The sequence below is a fragment of the Mucilaginibacter antarcticus genome (assembly GCF_042686155.1).
GTDB lineage: Bacteria > Bacteroidota > Bacteroidia > Sphingobacteriales > Sphingobacteriaceae > Mucilaginibacter > Mucilaginibacter antarcticus.
This window is the reverse complement of sequence record NZ_JBHUON010000012.1, coordinates 44,275-60,342: the sequence shown is the minus strand read 5'-3', so window position 1 is coordinate 60,342 and position 16,068 is coordinate 44,275. Positions and strand designations below refer to the sequence as shown.

The 16,068-nt window shown below is 42.7% G+C and carries 14 protein-coding genes; 3 read left to right on the top strand and 11 right to left on the bottom strand.

All coding sequences use genetic code 11. The annotated features are described in order from the left end of the window. Positions 1-53 precede the first annotated feature (53 nt). The 5 genes from rplT to ACFSYC_RS11285 form a co-directional block, all read right to left on the bottom strand. A complete protein-coding gene (rplT, locus tag ACFSYC_RS11305) occupies positions 54-398 on the bottom strand; it encodes a 50S ribosomal protein L20 (protein WP_377127314.1) in 345 nt (114 codons plus the stop codon). 70 nt (positions 399-468) lie between these two features. Continuing rightward, positions 469-669 carry a 50S ribosomal protein L35 gene (rpmI, locus tag ACFSYC_RS11300; RefSeq protein WP_377127311.1) on the bottom strand — a complete coding sequence of 67 codons (201 nt, stop codon included), beginning with the start codon at positions 667-669 and terminating at the stop codon, positions 469-471. Between the two features lie 71 nt (positions 670-740). After that, positions 741-1,307, bottom strand: a complete 567-nt coding sequence (infC, locus tag ACFSYC_RS11295; protein ID WP_377127308.1) for a translation initiation factor IF-3 — start codon at positions 1,305-1,307, stop codon at positions 741-743. Between the two features lies 1 nt (position 1,308). Next, on the bottom strand, positions 1,309-3,234 hold the full coding sequence (gene thrS, locus ACFSYC_RS11290) for a threonine--tRNA ligase (RefSeq protein WP_377127305.1): 1,926 nt from the start codon (positions 3,232-3,234) through the stop codon (positions 1,309-1,311). A 108-nt stretch (positions 3,235-3,342) separates the two neighbouring features. Next, on the bottom strand, positions 3,343-3,570 hold the full coding sequence (locus tag ACFSYC_RS11285; protein WP_377127301.1) for a hypothetical protein: 228 nt from the start codon (positions 3,568-3,570) through the stop codon (positions 3,343-3,345). A gap of 77 nt (positions 3,571-3,647) precedes the next feature. Here ACFSYC_RS11285 and ACFSYC_RS11280 point away from each other — a divergent pair, with 77 nt between their 5' ends. The 3 genes from ACFSYC_RS11280 to ACFSYC_RS11270 all read left to right on the top strand — a co-directional run bounded on the left by ACFSYC_RS11280 (position 3,648) and on the right by ACFSYC_RS11270 (position 8,104). Then, positions 3,648-4,496, top strand: coding sequence for a helix-turn-helix domain-containing protein (locus tag ACFSYC_RS11280; RefSeq protein WP_377127298.1), 849 nt, complete (start codon positions 3,648-3,650; stop codon positions 4,494-4,496). A 53-nt stretch (positions 4,497-4,549) separates the two neighbouring features. Then, positions 4,550-5,764 carry an alpha/beta hydrolase-fold protein gene (locus ACFSYC_RS11275; protein ID WP_377127296.1) on the top strand — a complete coding sequence of 405 codons (1,215 nt, stop codon included), beginning with the start codon at positions 4,550-4,552 and terminating at the stop codon, positions 5,762-5,764. Positions 5,765-5,863: 99 nt separating this feature from the next. After that, complete coding sequence (locus ACFSYC_RS11270; protein WP_377127293.1) at positions 5,864-8,104, top strand: glycoside hydrolase family 2 protein; 2,241 nt, start codon at positions 5,864-5,866, stop codon at positions 8,102-8,104. A 111-nt stretch (positions 8,105-8,215) separates the two neighbouring features. Here ACFSYC_RS11270 and ACFSYC_RS11265 read toward each other — a convergent pair whose 3' ends face one another. From ACFSYC_RS11265 to ACFSYC_RS11240, 6 genes are all read right to left on the bottom strand, one after another. Next, positions 8,216-8,812 (bottom strand): DUF4199 domain-containing protein, encoded by a 597-nt coding sequence (locus ACFSYC_RS11265; RefSeq protein WP_377127290.1) that lies wholly within the window; start codon positions 8,810-8,812, stop codon positions 8,216-8,218. An 11-nt stretch (positions 8,813-8,823) separates the two neighbouring features. Continuing rightward, complete coding sequence (locus ACFSYC_RS11260) at positions 8,824-9,489, bottom strand: hypothetical protein (RefSeq protein WP_377127288.1); 666 nt, start codon at positions 9,487-9,489, stop codon at positions 8,824-8,826. Then, positions 9,489-10,748 (bottom strand): dihydroorotase, encoded by a 1,260-nt coding sequence (locus ACFSYC_RS11255; RefSeq protein WP_377127285.1) that lies wholly within the window; start codon positions 10,746-10,748, stop codon positions 9,489-9,491. The genes ACFSYC_RS11260 and ACFSYC_RS11255 overlap by 1 nt, the downstream gene beginning before the upstream one ends. 41 nt (positions 10,749-10,789) lie before the next feature. Beyond that, on the bottom strand, positions 10,790-12,832 hold the full coding sequence (locus ACFSYC_RS11250) for a BatA domain-containing protein (RefSeq protein WP_377127282.1): 2,043 nt from the start codon (positions 12,830-12,832) through the stop codon (positions 10,790-10,792). 141 nt (positions 12,833-12,973) lie between these two features. Then, positions 12,974-13,705 (bottom strand): hypothetical protein, encoded by a 732-nt coding sequence (locus tag ACFSYC_RS11245; protein ID WP_377127279.1) that lies wholly within the window; start codon positions 13,703-13,705, stop codon positions 12,974-12,976. A gap of 5 nt (positions 13,706-13,710) precedes the next feature. Further along, on the bottom strand, positions 13,711-16,014 hold the full coding sequence (locus tag ACFSYC_RS11240) for a family 20 glycosylhydrolase (RefSeq protein WP_377127276.1): 2,304 nt from the start codon (positions 16,012-16,014) through the stop codon (positions 13,711-13,713). Between the last annotated feature and the right edge of the window lie 54 nt (positions 16,015-16,068).

Below are 16,068 nucleotides of genomic sequence, written 5' to 3'. Positions count from 1 at the left end.
AAAGGCCCTTTACCAATAAGGTAAGGGCCTTTTTAATTTATTTGTAAATACGCTTATTTTACTGCGTCAACCACTGCTTTAAAAGCATCCGGATGATTCATCGCTAAATCAGCTAATACCTTACGGTTTAAACCAATTTCGCTTTTTATTAATTTACCCATTAATTGAGAGTAAGAAATTCCGTGCTGACGGGCACCAGCGTTGATACGTTGGATCCATAAAGCTCTGAACTCTCTTTTTTTGGTTTTTCTATCGCGGTAAGCGTATTGTAAACCTTTTTCAACTGTGTTTTTAGCAACGGTATAAACCTTGCTTCTTGAACCCCAATAACCTTTGGCAAGGTTCATGATTCTTTTCCTGCGTCTTCTAGACGCTACGGCGTTAACTGAACGTGGCATTTTTTTGTCTTTTTGGTAGTGAGTGCCTTTCGGTCTTTAAAACTCTAATACCTGGTTAAAAATTAATTAATTACTTTCCGATACAAAGCATACGCTTTACGTTACCCATATCACCCTTAGAAACTAAGCTTGTGTGTGATAGGTTACGCTTACGCTTGGTCGACATCTTAGTTAAGATGTGGCTTTTGAATGCGTTTTTTCTCGCAATTTTACCGGTTCCAGTAAGCCTAAAGCGCTTTTTTGCACTGGAATTGGTTTTCATTTTTGGCATATCCGTTATTTATTTGTTAGTTATAGGCGTTTCGCAACGCTTTATCTTCAATTGTGCAAAAGCACATTTTGTTATTTTTTTGCGGCCTTTGGTGCAACGGTTAAAAACATCCGTTTACCTTCAAGCTTCGGTAATTGCTCAACCTTACCTACATCTTCTAATGCTTGTGCAAAACGCAGCAGCAATATTTCGCCCTGCTCTTTGTAAACAATTGCACGGCCTTTAAAGTGTACGTAGGCTCTTACCTTTTCGCCAGCCTCTAAAAACTTAGAAGCATGCTTTAATTTAAAGTCAAAGTCATGATCATCAGTATTCGGTCCAAAACGAATTTCCTTGATTACCGTTTGCTTGGCATTGCTCTTTATTTCTTTTAGCTTTTTCTTCTGCTCGTAAATAAACTTATTATAGTCAGTTACTTTACAAACTGGAGGTACAGCGTTTGGAGATATCTCCACCAAATCTAATTCCTGCTCTTCGGCAATAGCCAAAGCGTCTTTTAAGGCATAAATGCCTTGTTCTACATTGTCGCCGGTTAAGCGTACTTCTGCAGCTCTGATAAATTGATTGATGTTGTGTTCGGCTTCTTTCTTCTTGAAAGGTGGCCTTGGGCCTCTGTTAAAGGGTCTGTTTAATGCCAAGTTATACTGTTATTTCTTTAATTATTTGAATTTTAAATTCTTCAATGCTCATGCTTCCCAAATCGCCCTGACCATGTCTGCGTACAGAAACCTTGTTTTCTTCAGCTTCTTTTTCGCCCACAATCAGCATGTAAGGGATCTTTTTAACTTCGGCATCACGGATCTTACGACCAATTTTTTCATCCCTAAAGTCAATCAGCCCGCAAATATCGGAATTCTTTAACTCATCTGAAAGTTTTTTTGCATATTCTTCATACTTTTCAGAGATAGGCAGAATGATAAACTGTTCGGGCGATAACCAAAGCGGAAAATTACCGGCGCAATGTTCAATCAACACAGCCACAAAACGCTCTAATGAGCCAAAAGGTGCACGGTGAATCATTACCGGGCGGTGCTTCATGTTGTCGCTACCTGTATACTCTAATTCAAAACGTTCAGGCAGATTATAATCTACCTGTATAGTGCCTAATTGCCATTTTCGCCCCAACGCGTCTTTTACCATAAAGTCAAGCTTCGGGCCGTAAAAAGCCGCTTCGCCTAACTCAACCACAGTTTTTAAGCCTTTTTCGTCTGCAGCTTCAATAATAGCTGCTTCGGCAAGGGCCCAATTCTCGTCAGACCCAATGTATTTTGCTTTGTTTTCCGGATCACGAAGCGAAACCTGTGCGGTATAGTCTTCAAAACCTAAAGCTTTAAATACGTACAACACCAGGTCAATTACCTTCATAAATTCTTCTTTTACTTGGTCTGGGCGGCAAAACAAGTGAGCGTCATCCTGCGTAAAGCCACGTACACGGGTTAAGCCGTGCAGCTCGCCGCTTTGCTCATAACGGTATACAGTACCAAACTCGGCCAAACGTACCGGAAGGTCTTTGTATGAACGTGGTTTTGTTTTATAGATCTCGCAATGGTGCGGACAGTTCATCGGTTTTAAGAAGAACTCTTCTCCCTCCTGCGGGGTTTTTATTGGCTGAAATGCATCTGCACCATATTTTTCATAGTGACCAGAGGTAACGTACAAGTTTTTATGTCCGATATGCGGCGTAATTACCTGCTCGTAACCGGCTTTAGCTTGTGCTTTTTGTAAAAAATTAACCAGCTTTTCGCGCAATGCGGTTCCCTTAGGTAACCACAATGGCAAGCCCATGCCTACTTTTTCAGAGAAGGCAAACAGCTCCAGCTCTTTACCCAATTTACGGTGATCGCGTTTTTTAGCTTCTTCCAATAAATGCAGGTATTCTGTCAGCTCGCTTGCCTTAGGGAAGGTTACGGCATAAATACGGGTTAACTGCTTACGGCTTTCATCGCCGCGCCAGTATGCGCCGGCAAGGCTCATTAACTTAACTGCTTTAACAAAACCGGTGTTAGGTATGTGCGGGCCGCGGCAAAGGTCTGTAAAGTTACCTTGTGTGTAAAAAGTAATGGCACCGTCAGGCAAATCCTTTAGCAAGTCAAGCTTGTACTCGTCATCCTTTTGGGTAAAATAAGCTACGGCATCGGCTTTTGACACAGGTTTGCGTACAAACTCTGCCTTAGTTTTAGCCAGCTCAATTATCTTATCTTCAATTTGTTTAAACTCATCTGATGATAAAACTTTGTCGCCAAAGTCTACATCATAGTAAAAGCCGGTTTCGATAGCCGGGCCAATACCAAATTTTGTGCCCGGGTAAAGCGCCTCAAGTGCTTCGGCCATTAAGTGGGCTGATGAATGCCAGTAGGTAGATTTACCTTTAGCATCATTCCAGGTTAATAGTTTTACGGTCGAATCTTTTTCAATAGCGCGGCTTGCGTCCCAAACTTCGCCATCAACTTCGGCGGCTAATACGTTACGGGCGAGGCCTTCAGAGATAGACAATGCTATCTGCATGGCAGTGATCCCGGCGTCATACTGACGTACGGACCCATCGGGTAGTGTAATGTTAATCATCTACAACTATGATTTTTAAGTTTTATAAATTACGTTTCGCGGTCACTTACGTGTGTGACCTGTTTTTTGTGGTGCGAATTTAATAATTTCTGAGTGTAATACCCTATGTTATCTCAATTTGGTTTGATAATTATCCCGCACATGCTGATTGATGTATGTGGTTAGCCCCGCTCCTTTTTCGGCCAATACTTTCATCTTGGCAATAGCAGCCGCGCCGGCGCTTTTTTTGGTGTATAGATATACCGAGCCATCTCTGAATTTTATGCTGATGCTGTCGGCCGTAATTTCATAGGCTATTATGCCGGTGTCGCGTTTATTTGTATTGTATTGTTGCATCAGTTATTTAACGCAAAAGTATTGCCAGTTTAAACAACAGCCTTTGCATACCGTGAGATAAAGGTTATAATTGCCAAATGGATATCCGCACTTATTTTCCACGCCATCCGTTATTAAGGCAATACATATCCTATTACTATTTTTTGGTGGTTGATGATCCGGATTTTAATGTCACCTATTACTCTTTTCCTAACACTACTACCCCGCTTAATATCCATAAAAATATTGAAACCAAAATTGAACCCTATGCTACCAGTATAGCCGAAAGTAAAGAGCAGAACAATGTGATGCTTGTTCAGGGCATGCGCAAGCAGCCATTACTTGCAAACTTGAAAGGCCGACTGGATAAGATAACTATTCATTTTAAACCGTTAGGGTTAAACCAGTTTATTAGTAAGCCGTTTGCAGATATTGCCCCACTTGATTCGCAGTTGTTTACCGATTGGTGCCATGCGCCCGGCTACAACCACTTTATTGCTGACTTTTATGGCACCTGTGATTTAGAACGTCGGGTTGGTATTTTAGAGGCGTTTTTGCTATCAATATATAAGCCGATGATCATTGATCCGCTGTTGATTAATGCCGTAAACGCATTGGCCGATACAAGTAATGAGCAAAACATCCAACAAATAGCGCAGGAATTAGGCATAAGCACAAAAACGCTGAGCCGCTTTTTTACTAAACACCTGGGTATAACAGCCATTGGGTTTAAAAACATAGCGCGCTTCAGGCATTCATTGCAGGTAAATCAACAGGGTAAAACTTTAACGGATATCGGCTACGAAAGCAATTTTTGTGATCAGGCTTATTTCATAAATGTTTACAAGCAAATAGCCGGCGCAAGCCCCGGTGCTTTTTTTAAATCGATAAGTAAGTTTGCCGATGATCAGCTGGTTTTTAAATTACTTGATCAAGGCACTGTCTGAAAAACACAATTCTGTATTGTGTCAGCGGTGTTTCTTTGTTAAAAATAAAGAGAATGAAAAACCTATTCCTTATTCTGTTTGCAATTTCAAATTTATTGTGCGCTGACATCAACGCTCAGGAGTTGATGAAATATCAGCAACCCAAAGAATATGAAATGCCGCCAAAACTTATCCCAACGGCAAGAAAGTACTGGGTGAGCCTGCCTAAAGATTACGACGAAAAGAAAAACAGCTACCCTATTGTGTTTTTATTTGATGGTAATGAAGCTTATCTAAGAAATTTGATTTTATTTGACATAGATCAACTGACTGATCTTGGCGAAATACCGCCCTGCATAATTGTAGGCATTATGCAAAGAAACCGGGCTCTGGATTTTGGCCCATTGTATGCTGTTAAATCGAATCCAAACAGTGCCAAAGTAAACGGGGATAAATTTTTTGATTTTATAAAACAAGAATTACTGCCCGAATTACAAAAGAACTACCGTACGCAAAATTTCAAAATAGGCATAGGACATTCTTTAGGAGGGCTGTTTTTGTTGAACAGTTTCACCAAAGATCCGGATTTTTTTAATGGCATTATTGCTGTTAGCCCTGCGCTTGAAATGAACAGGGATAGTACATTATTTAGCAACGTTAAAAAAACGCTGCATTCGAAAATCAATAAACAAACTTTTTTTTGCTGGGCATCAGGCACCGAAGGTATCAACGAAGTAGCATTTAGGCCCGCATCAAAAGTATTGGGGAAGTTATTGGCTGACGGGCCGAACCCTTCTTTTAAATACAAATACATAGACCTGCCGGGGAAGAATCATAATGGTACACCATTTTACTCAATGATTGATGCATTTGGTTTTATATTTAATGATTGGAATATAGCCAACTGGTACCGACCTTTATTTGATAATAAAGTGGAACCTGAAATCTATTTGGCTGAGAGGCGGAAACTGATGAAAAAATTATATGATTTTGATAAAGATCCTACAGAAGACAGAATACTGGCAAACATAGGTAGTCAATTCCTACAACAGCAAAAGTATCAGAAAGCCTTGTCTTATATACAAAATGCCCTCGTAGTTAATCCTAACGACTCTGATTATTATAAAGAGCTAAGCGTTGCTTTTGAGAAGTTAAAGAATTATGAAGCAGCACTTGCCTCAATAAAAAAAGCTATCGATAAGTTAGATAAGACGGAACAGGAATACCAATATTTTTTAGGAGAGTTACAAAAAGACGAAAAAAGGATACTAACCGCCATATCAAAATAGTTACACGGCACAACCCTACAGAATTAGTAAAGTAAAAAACATTGTTTAGTTTAGCATTCTAAACCATATCAATATTTCAACCTATCTAATCTCCGTATAATGTCGATCAAAAAACTGTTTATACTTTTTGTATTTGCGTGTTCATCATTGACTTTATTTGCTCAAAGCTGGTCGCTTAAAACGGCACCATTGATGAGTAAATTTGCCAAAGATGTTAACCCTGCTAATGTATTGCCAGAGTACCCGCGTCCACAGCTTGTCCGTAAAGACTGGCTAAACTTAAACGGGTTATGGCAGTTTCAACCCGGCACGGCCGGTGGGACCGAACCTCAAGGCAAATTGAGCAGAACCATACTGGTGCCGTTTCCCGTTGAATCAGCACTGTCCGGTGTTATGGAGCATCACGACAGGTTGTGGTACCGCCGCAACTTTACCGTCCCGTCCGGATGGAAAGGCAAGCAGATAATGCTCAACTTTGGCGCTGTTGATTATGAATCGGAAGTGTTTGTTAACGGTAAACGCGTTGGTGTGCACAAAGGTGGTTATGACCCCTTCTCCTTTAATATCACATCGGCCATAAAAAGCGATGGCAAGCAAGAACTTACCGTACGTGTTTACGACCCAACCGACAACGGTGGGCAACCACGCGGTAAGCAAACGCTTAATCCGCAGGGCATTATGTATCAGGCGGTAACGGGCATTTGGCAAACGGTTTGGTTAGAACCCCTGTCTTCGGGCGTTTGTATTGGCAACATCAAAATAGTACCTGATGTCGACCACTCAGCAGTGAAGCTTACGGTTACCACCTGGGGTAATATCCGTGGCACGGACGTAGCCGTAAAGATAAAAGACGGCAGCAACGTAATTAAAACAATAACCATAAAGCCTAACGTAGAAACCAGCATTGCCGTTGATAACCCCAAGCTGTGGTCGCCGGATAGCCCCTTCCTTTACAACCTTGACATTGCGTTAAATAAAGGCACTGCCAATGTCGACGCTATATCAAGTTACTTCGGTATGCGTAAAATCTCTGTGGAGCAAGAGGGCGAGTTCAAAAAGCTTTACTTAAACAATAAGTTTTTGTTTCAATTAGGTCCGCTGGATCAGGGCTTTTGGCCGGATGGCGGCTACACCGCCCCTACCGATGAAGCTTTACGCTACGACCTGGAAATGATCAAGAAATTTGGCTTTAACATGGTGCGTAAACACATCAAGGTTGAACCATACCGCTGGTACTATTGGGCGGACAAGCTTGGTTTACTGGTATGGCAGGATATGCCGTCGCCTAACTCATATACCGCTAAGGTACCGCCTGTGGACACTGCCGAATTTAGATCTGAACTAAATCGGATGATTCGCACCCATTGGAACTCGCCGAGCATCATTACCTGGGTGGTTTTTAACGAAGGGCAGGCGCAGCATAAAACGCCGGCATTAGTCAACATGGTAAAGAAACTTGACCCATCCCGCCTTGTTAACCAGGCCAGCGGCGGCGGACATTTTGACGTGGGCGATTACCTGGATATCCATAGCTACCCTCCGCCTGCTGTGCCTTACAGCACGGCACAGGCTTTGGCCTGCGGCGAGTATGGGGGCATTGGCTTTATCATTCCTAATCATACCTGGAAAGTTGGCGATACCTATATCATGATCAACAACAAAAAAGAATATACCGATCTGTATGATAAGTTTGCTAACGACCTGGTGCTCTACAAAACCAACATGGGTCTAAGCGCTGCAGTTTATACAGAGATCACCGACGTTGAGATTGAGCTTAATGGCCTGCTGACCTACGACCGTGAGATTAACAAAGCCGGTACAGAAAAGATTTTAGCATCAAACCTGAAAGCTATTAATGACAACTTGTACTTAAAAGAGGTACTTCCCTCATCCCAGAAAACAGCCATCAACTGGAAATATACCATCACTGCCCCAACCGGCGACTGGTTTGGCGAAAGTTTTAATGACGCGGCCTGGAAAACGGGGCAGGCGGGCTTTGGCTCGCGTGGCACGCCGGGCGGTAACATCAAGACCGTCTGGAATAGCAAAGATATTTGGATGCGTCAGGATTTTACTTTAGGCGAATTATCTGACGAAGCAAAAGGCAAATTGGCCCTGTACATCCATCATGATGAAGATTGCGAAGTTTATATTAACGGCGTACTAGCAGCTACCATTAGTGGTTTTACATCAGCCTACACAGTGGTGCCGATAAATGCAGACGGTAAAGCTGCAATAAAAGCTAATGGAAAGAACGTAATAGCGATACACTGTAAACAAACTGCCGGCGGACAATATATCGATGCAGGGTTGTCCTTATTGAGTAATACTAAACTCTAGATTGATAAAATTAAAGTCGACAATTCTGCCTTAGCATCACAGACGCTGCTTTTATTAAATGCAAAGAGCCCGCTCCAAAAATGGAACGGGCTCTTTGCATTTGTAATGAAATTACTGCAAAGCCGGATCAATAGCAGTATCCAGGCTATTTCTGGGTGGTTCTTTTTTAAAGATGGCTGCAAATAAAAGAGCCAATACAAATACCATGATAATAGAGATAACAATGCCTTGAATAATATTACCTATGGTAGGGCTTTTTTGCTCGTCAAACTTCTTTTCTATCTCGGTTATTTTCTCATCTATTTGTGATTGCTCTGCACCACTCTTCATAGCAGTTGTGGCGTTGACAATAGCTTTTGCCATTTTATCCGTCATTTGTGGTTCAACAAGCTTCGCAAAAATAATATCACGACCTATAGACGACAGCGCGTAGCTGGTTACAAACATGATAAAAATACCTGTTACCGCTTTTCTGAGATCCCAGTATCCACCAATAGCTTTTCTGAGGTTTAAGGTAAAAAACACAGCAATTACCAGCGGAAGTATGATAGATGTTATCACCGGAGTAAATACAATCATCCACATCGAATCGGTCATCTCCGTTATAAAGTAAAACGTGAAGATGCCAAGCGCCAACATAATAACACCTAACAGCAAGCCTTTTTCAAAGCCCTCTTTTTTAATGAGTTTGTCAATATTTTTTTCCATATAATCGGGATTTAAAAAGATGTTAATATAGCTAATACTGCCATGTCAAACTCTTTATCTACAGCGCTTGCTGCAATTTCTACTTTGTCGCTATCAGTCGGGGTAGTGTTTTGGAAAAAGCACATCATCGGATAGAATATTTCTTTCAATTCAGAATCTTCAGGCAATTTACCCGCTGCCTTAGCTATTTCTATAGTGGAGCTTTCAATTAATATTTGGTTGGCTATAACCGGTTCATAAATACGGTATTCGTCCTGAAACTCGTCTTCGTCAACCAATAAAAATTCCTTCAGGTAATCCTCTAACTCAGGCTCTATGTCTTCATCCTCGCACTCGTTAAGGTACAGTAGCAAATTCAATAGCTCGGTGCCCCGGTCAAGGGTGTCCTCTTCAATTTGCTCCCACTCTTTCGAGTCAAGGTAATCCTCTTCCAGTTTTTTAACGTCTGCGCTAAAGAAATTGATCATCAACAGATCAAAAAACACTTCGCGTAAAACTTCCAGTTGCGGGTGGCTATCAAACACACCGTCTAAATCTGCAACTTTACCTAAAAAATCATTATCAGATTCAAATACGGCTTTAAATTCGCCCTCTATGGTTGTCACTTCGACACCACTATGGGTTGAAAAAGCCTTTAGTGCCGCGCTTAGCGCTATGTTTATTTTCGGGTCAATCATTATGCTTTCGTTTTAAATAGTTGATTATTGTTAAAGGTCAACAATATCTGACCTTTCAAATTTTGCCCCAGGTAGGGCGAATTGCTTGATTTTGACCGATTGCTTTCTTTTGTATATGTCCACTCAGCATCCTTATCAAAAACAACAAGGTTAGCTTTTTGGTCTACAGCAATGGTCGCTGTTTCTGCGTCTAATATTCTGCGTGGGTTGACTGCAAGTTTCTGCACGATCAATTCGACCGTTAAACCAGCTTGAATCGCCAGCGAAAACGCAGTCTGAAAACCTACGATACCAAACTCGGCTACCTCAAACTCTACATCCTTGAACTCTATTTCATGAGGTGTGTGTTGCGATACGATAGCGTCAATAGTGCCGTCTTTTAAACCTGCTATAAGGGCGTCTACATCTTTACGGGTACGCAACGGGGGTTTTACTTTATAAAGGCTTTCAAAACCTGCCAGAGCCTCATCTGTTAACACCAGGTGATGCGCAGTTACGTCGCAGGTAACATTAAGACCTTTCTTTTTAGCTTCTCTGATCAGTTCAACAGATCGTAGGGTTGATATGGTGCTGAAGTGAATTTTCGAATCGGTGTATTCTGCCAGGTAAAGATCACGGGCCACCATCAGCTCTTCGGCTAGTGATGGTATGCCTTTCATGCCCAACAGGGTACTCATTTCGCCTTCGTTAACCTTTGCTTTGCCAGCAATGGCCGTGTCCTCGGGATATGAGAACACCGTTGCCTCAAAACCTTTAGCGTATAACAGGGCGCGTTCCATTAAACCGGCATCCTGCACCGGGTTGCTTCCGTCTGTAAAAGCTTTTGCACCGCTCAGGTACATATCATACATCTCGGCCAAATCCTTGCCCTCGCGTTTGTACGATAGCGTTCCCAGCGGATATACATCCACCAGTTTGCCTTTGGCGCGGTTAAGCAGGTACTCTACCTCAGTTTTTGAATGTACCGGTGGCTGGGTGTTAGGCATTAAGGCTATACCTGTAAAGCCACCGGCGGCGGCGGCGGCGGTGCCTGTTTGCAGGTCTTCTTTGGTTTCAAGGCCAAGTTCGCCTATGTTACAGTTAAGATCAAGAAATCCGGGCGAAACCTGTTTGCCGGTAGCGTCAAAAACTTCCGCGTCGGTTTTGATGTCTTTGGCAATTTGAGAAATAGTTCCGTTGGTAATTAAAATATCAGCAACTTGTTGATTAAAAGGTGAGTTGGGATCAACAATGGTGGCCGATTTGATAAGCAAATTCATTAGCGCTGCTTTATAGATGGATTGAGGTTGATTTCCTCTGTTTACTGAAACACTTGTCGCTCAGGCTTGTAGAACCTGGTAAGCAAAATTTCGGCAGCCAGAAATATCAACGCCAAAATTATACAAAGTTTCCATAATTGCACACCAAAATCTGCCTGGCTTACAATATCTTTTACAGAGCCCTTTGTAGCCGAAATAACCTTCCCCTTATTGGGCACTATCTTTTCAAGATCAGCTGTGGTATAATATTGCAGGTCAGACTCGTTACGATTATCGTTAAAAGCCATCACCGACACAACACTGTCTTGCTTACGTAGTTCATAAAGCCCGGTTTCCTGTATTTGGTCAGACACATAGAGCAATGTGCTTCCCTCCTGTTGTTTTACATCAGGAATAATGCTTTGCTTGCCTTTTATTAGTTTAAGTAATTGTTTTTCTGATGACTGTATTGGCATGGTTTCAACCGTTTGATCATGCCCCAATGTGTAAAACAACGGTTGATCATGCCCGCTCAATAAAGCTATCCGGAACATTATCGGCACAAAAAGCGCGTGGCGCGGCAAATTGCTAAAGTCTTCATTTAATGGCACGGCAGACACATATACTTTACCCCGGCCGCTATTGTAACCCGCCCAAAAAGACTGACCGCCCTGCACCTGCATAATATTTTCATTTCGGCCGGATGATGCGCTTAACTGGTAATACTTTTTAATAACAGGTAGATCCGGATTTGATGGCAGCTCTTCAAAAATGTTCTTAAATACCGGGTTCTGTAGGTTAAGGCCTGATACTTTAATGTTCTCGGTGGCTAACTTTTCAGGAAATGCGGCACCCATAGGTTGCAGAAACGATTTGTAGTTCGGCAATTCCGCGTCTACCGCCGGAAACACTACCAGCGTTCCGCCTTTATTTACATAAGTTTTTAATTGCTGCGATAAACCTGACGAAACGGTTTTAACATCGCTTACCACGATCAACGGGTAAGCACTCAAACCAGCGTAATCAACATTACCATCAGGAACACGTGTTACCTTGAAAAATTGATCGGTTGAAAAAACAGCGTTTAAGTAGGGATTAACTGTTCCCCCATCAATTAACAACACCTGCATTTGCTGCTTTACATTGAAGGTAAAGTAAAACTGGTTATCAAACGTAACCGGATTGTCCTGCAGGGCGATCTCGCCGCGCTGCCAGCCAGGTTTAAGGCCCGAGAACGTTAATGTATCGGTCTGTATTTCGCGAGCCGCCAGGGTGAATCCACCTAACGACTTTTGCTCGCCATTGATCATTAGTTTTAATGGAATCTTAACTGCTTCTTCGTCTGCGTAATTATGCAGCTTTACCACCATTTTCTCAGTTTCGCCGGGGCGATGGATAGCGCTCAGCAGCCAAACGGAGTCTACCGCTACATTGGCAGGAGCGCTGGCTTTAAGCTGTATGAGGCTGATGTGGGTGCCGGTATCAACCTTAATAGGCTGACTGTTACTTATGTTTCTTTGAAAATCGGATATAACATCTATTGATCTCGCTGTACCGCCCTGCATAGAAAGCAGGTTCTGTTGACGATCAATGATCTGTTGCAAACTGCGGCTGCGCGGACTGATCTTTACGGCGTCTACCGCATCATAAAACTCATCCCGGGTTAGTAACCGTTGATGTTTGCCTTCAAAATCCTGCGTAAGCAACTGGTATTTATCATTTATAGAATATGCCGATACGATCTCTTTAGCCCGCTTTTTTGCTTCATCAAGCAATGAGCCTTCGCGGTTAAGGGTTTGCATGGAGTAGGAGTTATCTAAAAACACACTAATAACACGCTGGGCACCCGCGTTGGCGTTGTTTTGTTTGGCGATGAATGGCCGGGCAAAAGCCAGCACCAAAAATAAAAGGGCAAGTAAACGTGTGGCAAGTATAACGCGCTCTTTTAGGTTTCGACGCGACGATTGCTGCTCTTGCACCTCTTTAAGAAACTGTACGTTACTGAAGTAAACTTTTTGGTAGCGCCTGAAATTAAATAAATGCACCAATACCGGTATGGCCAGCGACGCCAAGGCAAACAAAAAGGCCGGGTATAAAAAGTGCATCTGTTTCTTTTAGGTTGATTGGACGTTTACCAAATGTATTAATTAATACGTAAATGACAGAGCCAAAATACTGTTACAAAAAACAATAATACTTTCAATCTTGTCATCTCAAAATGAGTAACGAGTGAGGAATATTCGAACCTAACGCCTACGACGCCTTCTTTTCTTGGCCACTACCTTTTTCTTCTTTGTCGACTTAGTAACCTTAGGCTTTTCTTCTGTCTTTTTAACAGTTTTTGCAGGCTCCGGCTTTTCCATCTGGGTGGAATCTTTAACCAGTGTATTTATAGCTAATTCATTGCCTTGCAAGCTATATTCAAACTTGTACTTACCGCCGGTTAGTTTACCGTCGCTACCGCTGCTGGTGTATGACGGGAACTCGCGAATGAGTTTCCCTTCAGATATATAAAATTTATCATCGCCCCGGTAATTCTTTTTAGAGGACTGCAGTTTTGGAAAATCCAGTTTCTGCGCATTGCTGCCCTTAAACTCGTAAGCGTAAATATGCGTAAAATTGATAGAGTCGGTACCTTTGGCCTGGATCAATATTTCGGGGTTACCGTCCATGTCCATGTCAGAGTTGTAAACATCCGTTATGGCACCATCCAAATCGCCGGTTGTGGTGGTAAACTTTTGGTTAGACGAGTCTGAGTGCAAAATCATGTAAACGCTTTCTTTGCCCGCACCCCTGCCCCAGCTCATAACGTCATAATATTGACCAGGTGCCACCTCTATCATTTTTTGATACTTAAACGGAGCCTTTACGGCATCTGCTTTAGGGGCATTATTGGCGGCTACCTTTTTAGGCTCCTGGCTGCAACCTGAAAATATCGCGCAGCTAAACAAAATATAAAAAACGGAACGGACACACATAGTTCTTAATTAAATAATAGTTCGGGGCCAATTTCGCTGGTCGGTTTGCCGGGGATGGTAATGTAAACCCGCAGACTACCAGCGCTACCCACATTAAAATATTTGATACTGAAACGGTGATAACCCTTTTGTAGAGCTATACCACCGGCTTTACCACTAACAGGGTGCTTGCCATCGTTGTCTACCACCAAAGTATCATCAACATACAGTGCCGAGCCATCGTCAGACGCGGTTGAAAAACCGTAAATACCATCTGTATCGATTTTAATGTAGCCCGTATAGATGATACCGAACGGCCCGCCCCTGCGGAAATTAGTGACGCTGAAAGTTTTTGTTACCAATGAATCGGCGATATCACCGGACAGTTTAAAATCCTTAACACTACTATACTCTCCCGGGAAAAGCTGGTAACGCAAGCCTGATAGTGTGCCTTTATAATCAACCGCGGGTAGTTGCGCTTTGTTATACATCGTGGTTTTGGTAACCACGCTGCGTTTACCGGTTGGGGTAATTACAATAGCCTGCAGTTCGCGATATTGATCCTGCGGCACATTGTAGGTCATCGGGATGGTAAACTCCTTATCATTATCCGTTGGCGTGTAGCCATCAATGGTGTAATAAACCTTTGCTCCTTTTACAGACGGTTTCAAGTCAACCTTTAACTCGGTACCAAACATAACAGTATCTTTAATACCAACAGCTGCCGGAACGCGGTAATTGAAATTATTCTTATCCAACCAGGCTAGTTGTCCGGGCAGGCGGTTTTCTGAAAAGTCTTTAAAGTTTTTGTTGGCTAATGGTGTCCAGGCCACCTCGGCTACAGCCAGTAATCGCGGCAGCGCCATATAAAGCACCTTGTTTTCTGTAGCTATATACTCCGTCCACAGGTTACCCTGCACGCCTTTAATGTAAGTTTTCTGCGCATCCGTCAATACAGATGGCGTTGGATTGTAGCTGTAGGTTTTTTGCAATGGGGCATTACCACCAATAGCTAAAGGCTCGGTACTCAGTTTGCCTTGTACATGGTCTAGGTATAAGCCGGCATTGCTGGGGCTCATTATTACATCATGGTTCTGCCTGGCAGCCTCTATACCGCCCTCTTCACCCCGCCAGCTCATTACGGTTGCCTTTGGGGCAAGTCCGCCCTCAAGTATTTCATCCCAGCCAATAATGCTGCGTCCCTTAGAGTTGACAAACTTTTCCATACGTTGTATAAAATAGCTTTGTAAACCGTGCTCGTCTTTCAGTTTCAAGCGCTTTATCATAGCCTGGCAATAGGCAGATTGTTTCCAGGCTACTTTAGGCGCTTCGTCGCCACCTATGTGGATGTATTTGCTGGGGAATAAGGCAATAACTTCTGTCAGTACATCCTCTAAAAATGAGAACGTTTTTTCTGTAGGGCAGAAAATATCGTTATTAACCCCCCACTTGGTAAGCACCTGGTAGTTAATGGTGGAGTCGCAACCAAACTGCGGATATGCGGCTAGCGCTGCACCTGCGTGGCCCGGCATTTCAATTTCGGGCACTATGGTAATATACCTGTCTGACGCGTATTTAATAACCTCGCGGATTTCGTCCTGGGTGTAATAGCCCCCTTGTTTGGTATTATCGAACTGCTGCGGATTACGGTCGTAATAGTTACCTATCAATGTCTCTTTACGGAAGCCGCCTACGGAAGTAAGTTTTGGATACTTCTTGATCTCGATGCGCCAACCCTGGTCATCTGTTAAATGCCAGTGGAAGGTGTTTAATTTATAAGCGGCCAGCAGGTCAATATACCGTTTAACAAAGCTGATATTAAAGAAATGGCGACATACGTCCAGCATAGAACCGCGGTATCCAAACCGTGGATAATCTTCAATCTGCACACACGGTAATTTAGCGGTAGCAGTACGCTCTAACGGCATCATCTGTATAAGCGATTGTATGCCATAAAATAAGCCGGCGCCTTTTGCTGCAATAATAATTTTTGTTGGGGTGATAGTTAGGCGGTAACCCTCGGCAGGCAGGCCATCAGTGCCGGCGCTGGTAAGTACTATACTGTTATTTTTGTTTACACCGCTGTTTAGCTTAACAGGGATGCGCAGCATCGTGGTATTTTGCAGGTAATCTGATAAAAAGATTACAGCCTTGTTAGTTAGGGTGTCAGCAAATAACGAGGTCTCCTGGCTAAGCGTAAATGTACCGGGAGATTTTATGACTGATACAGGTGCCGGTATAATGCCTAGGTTTGGGTCGGTATCCTGGGCCTTAGTTACTATTGATAATGTAAAAAACGCAAGTAGTACTATTAATTTTTTATAGGCCATTATAAATTGGTATACGAATTAAGGAAATGTGAAGTTAGCAGATTTTGAAAGAAT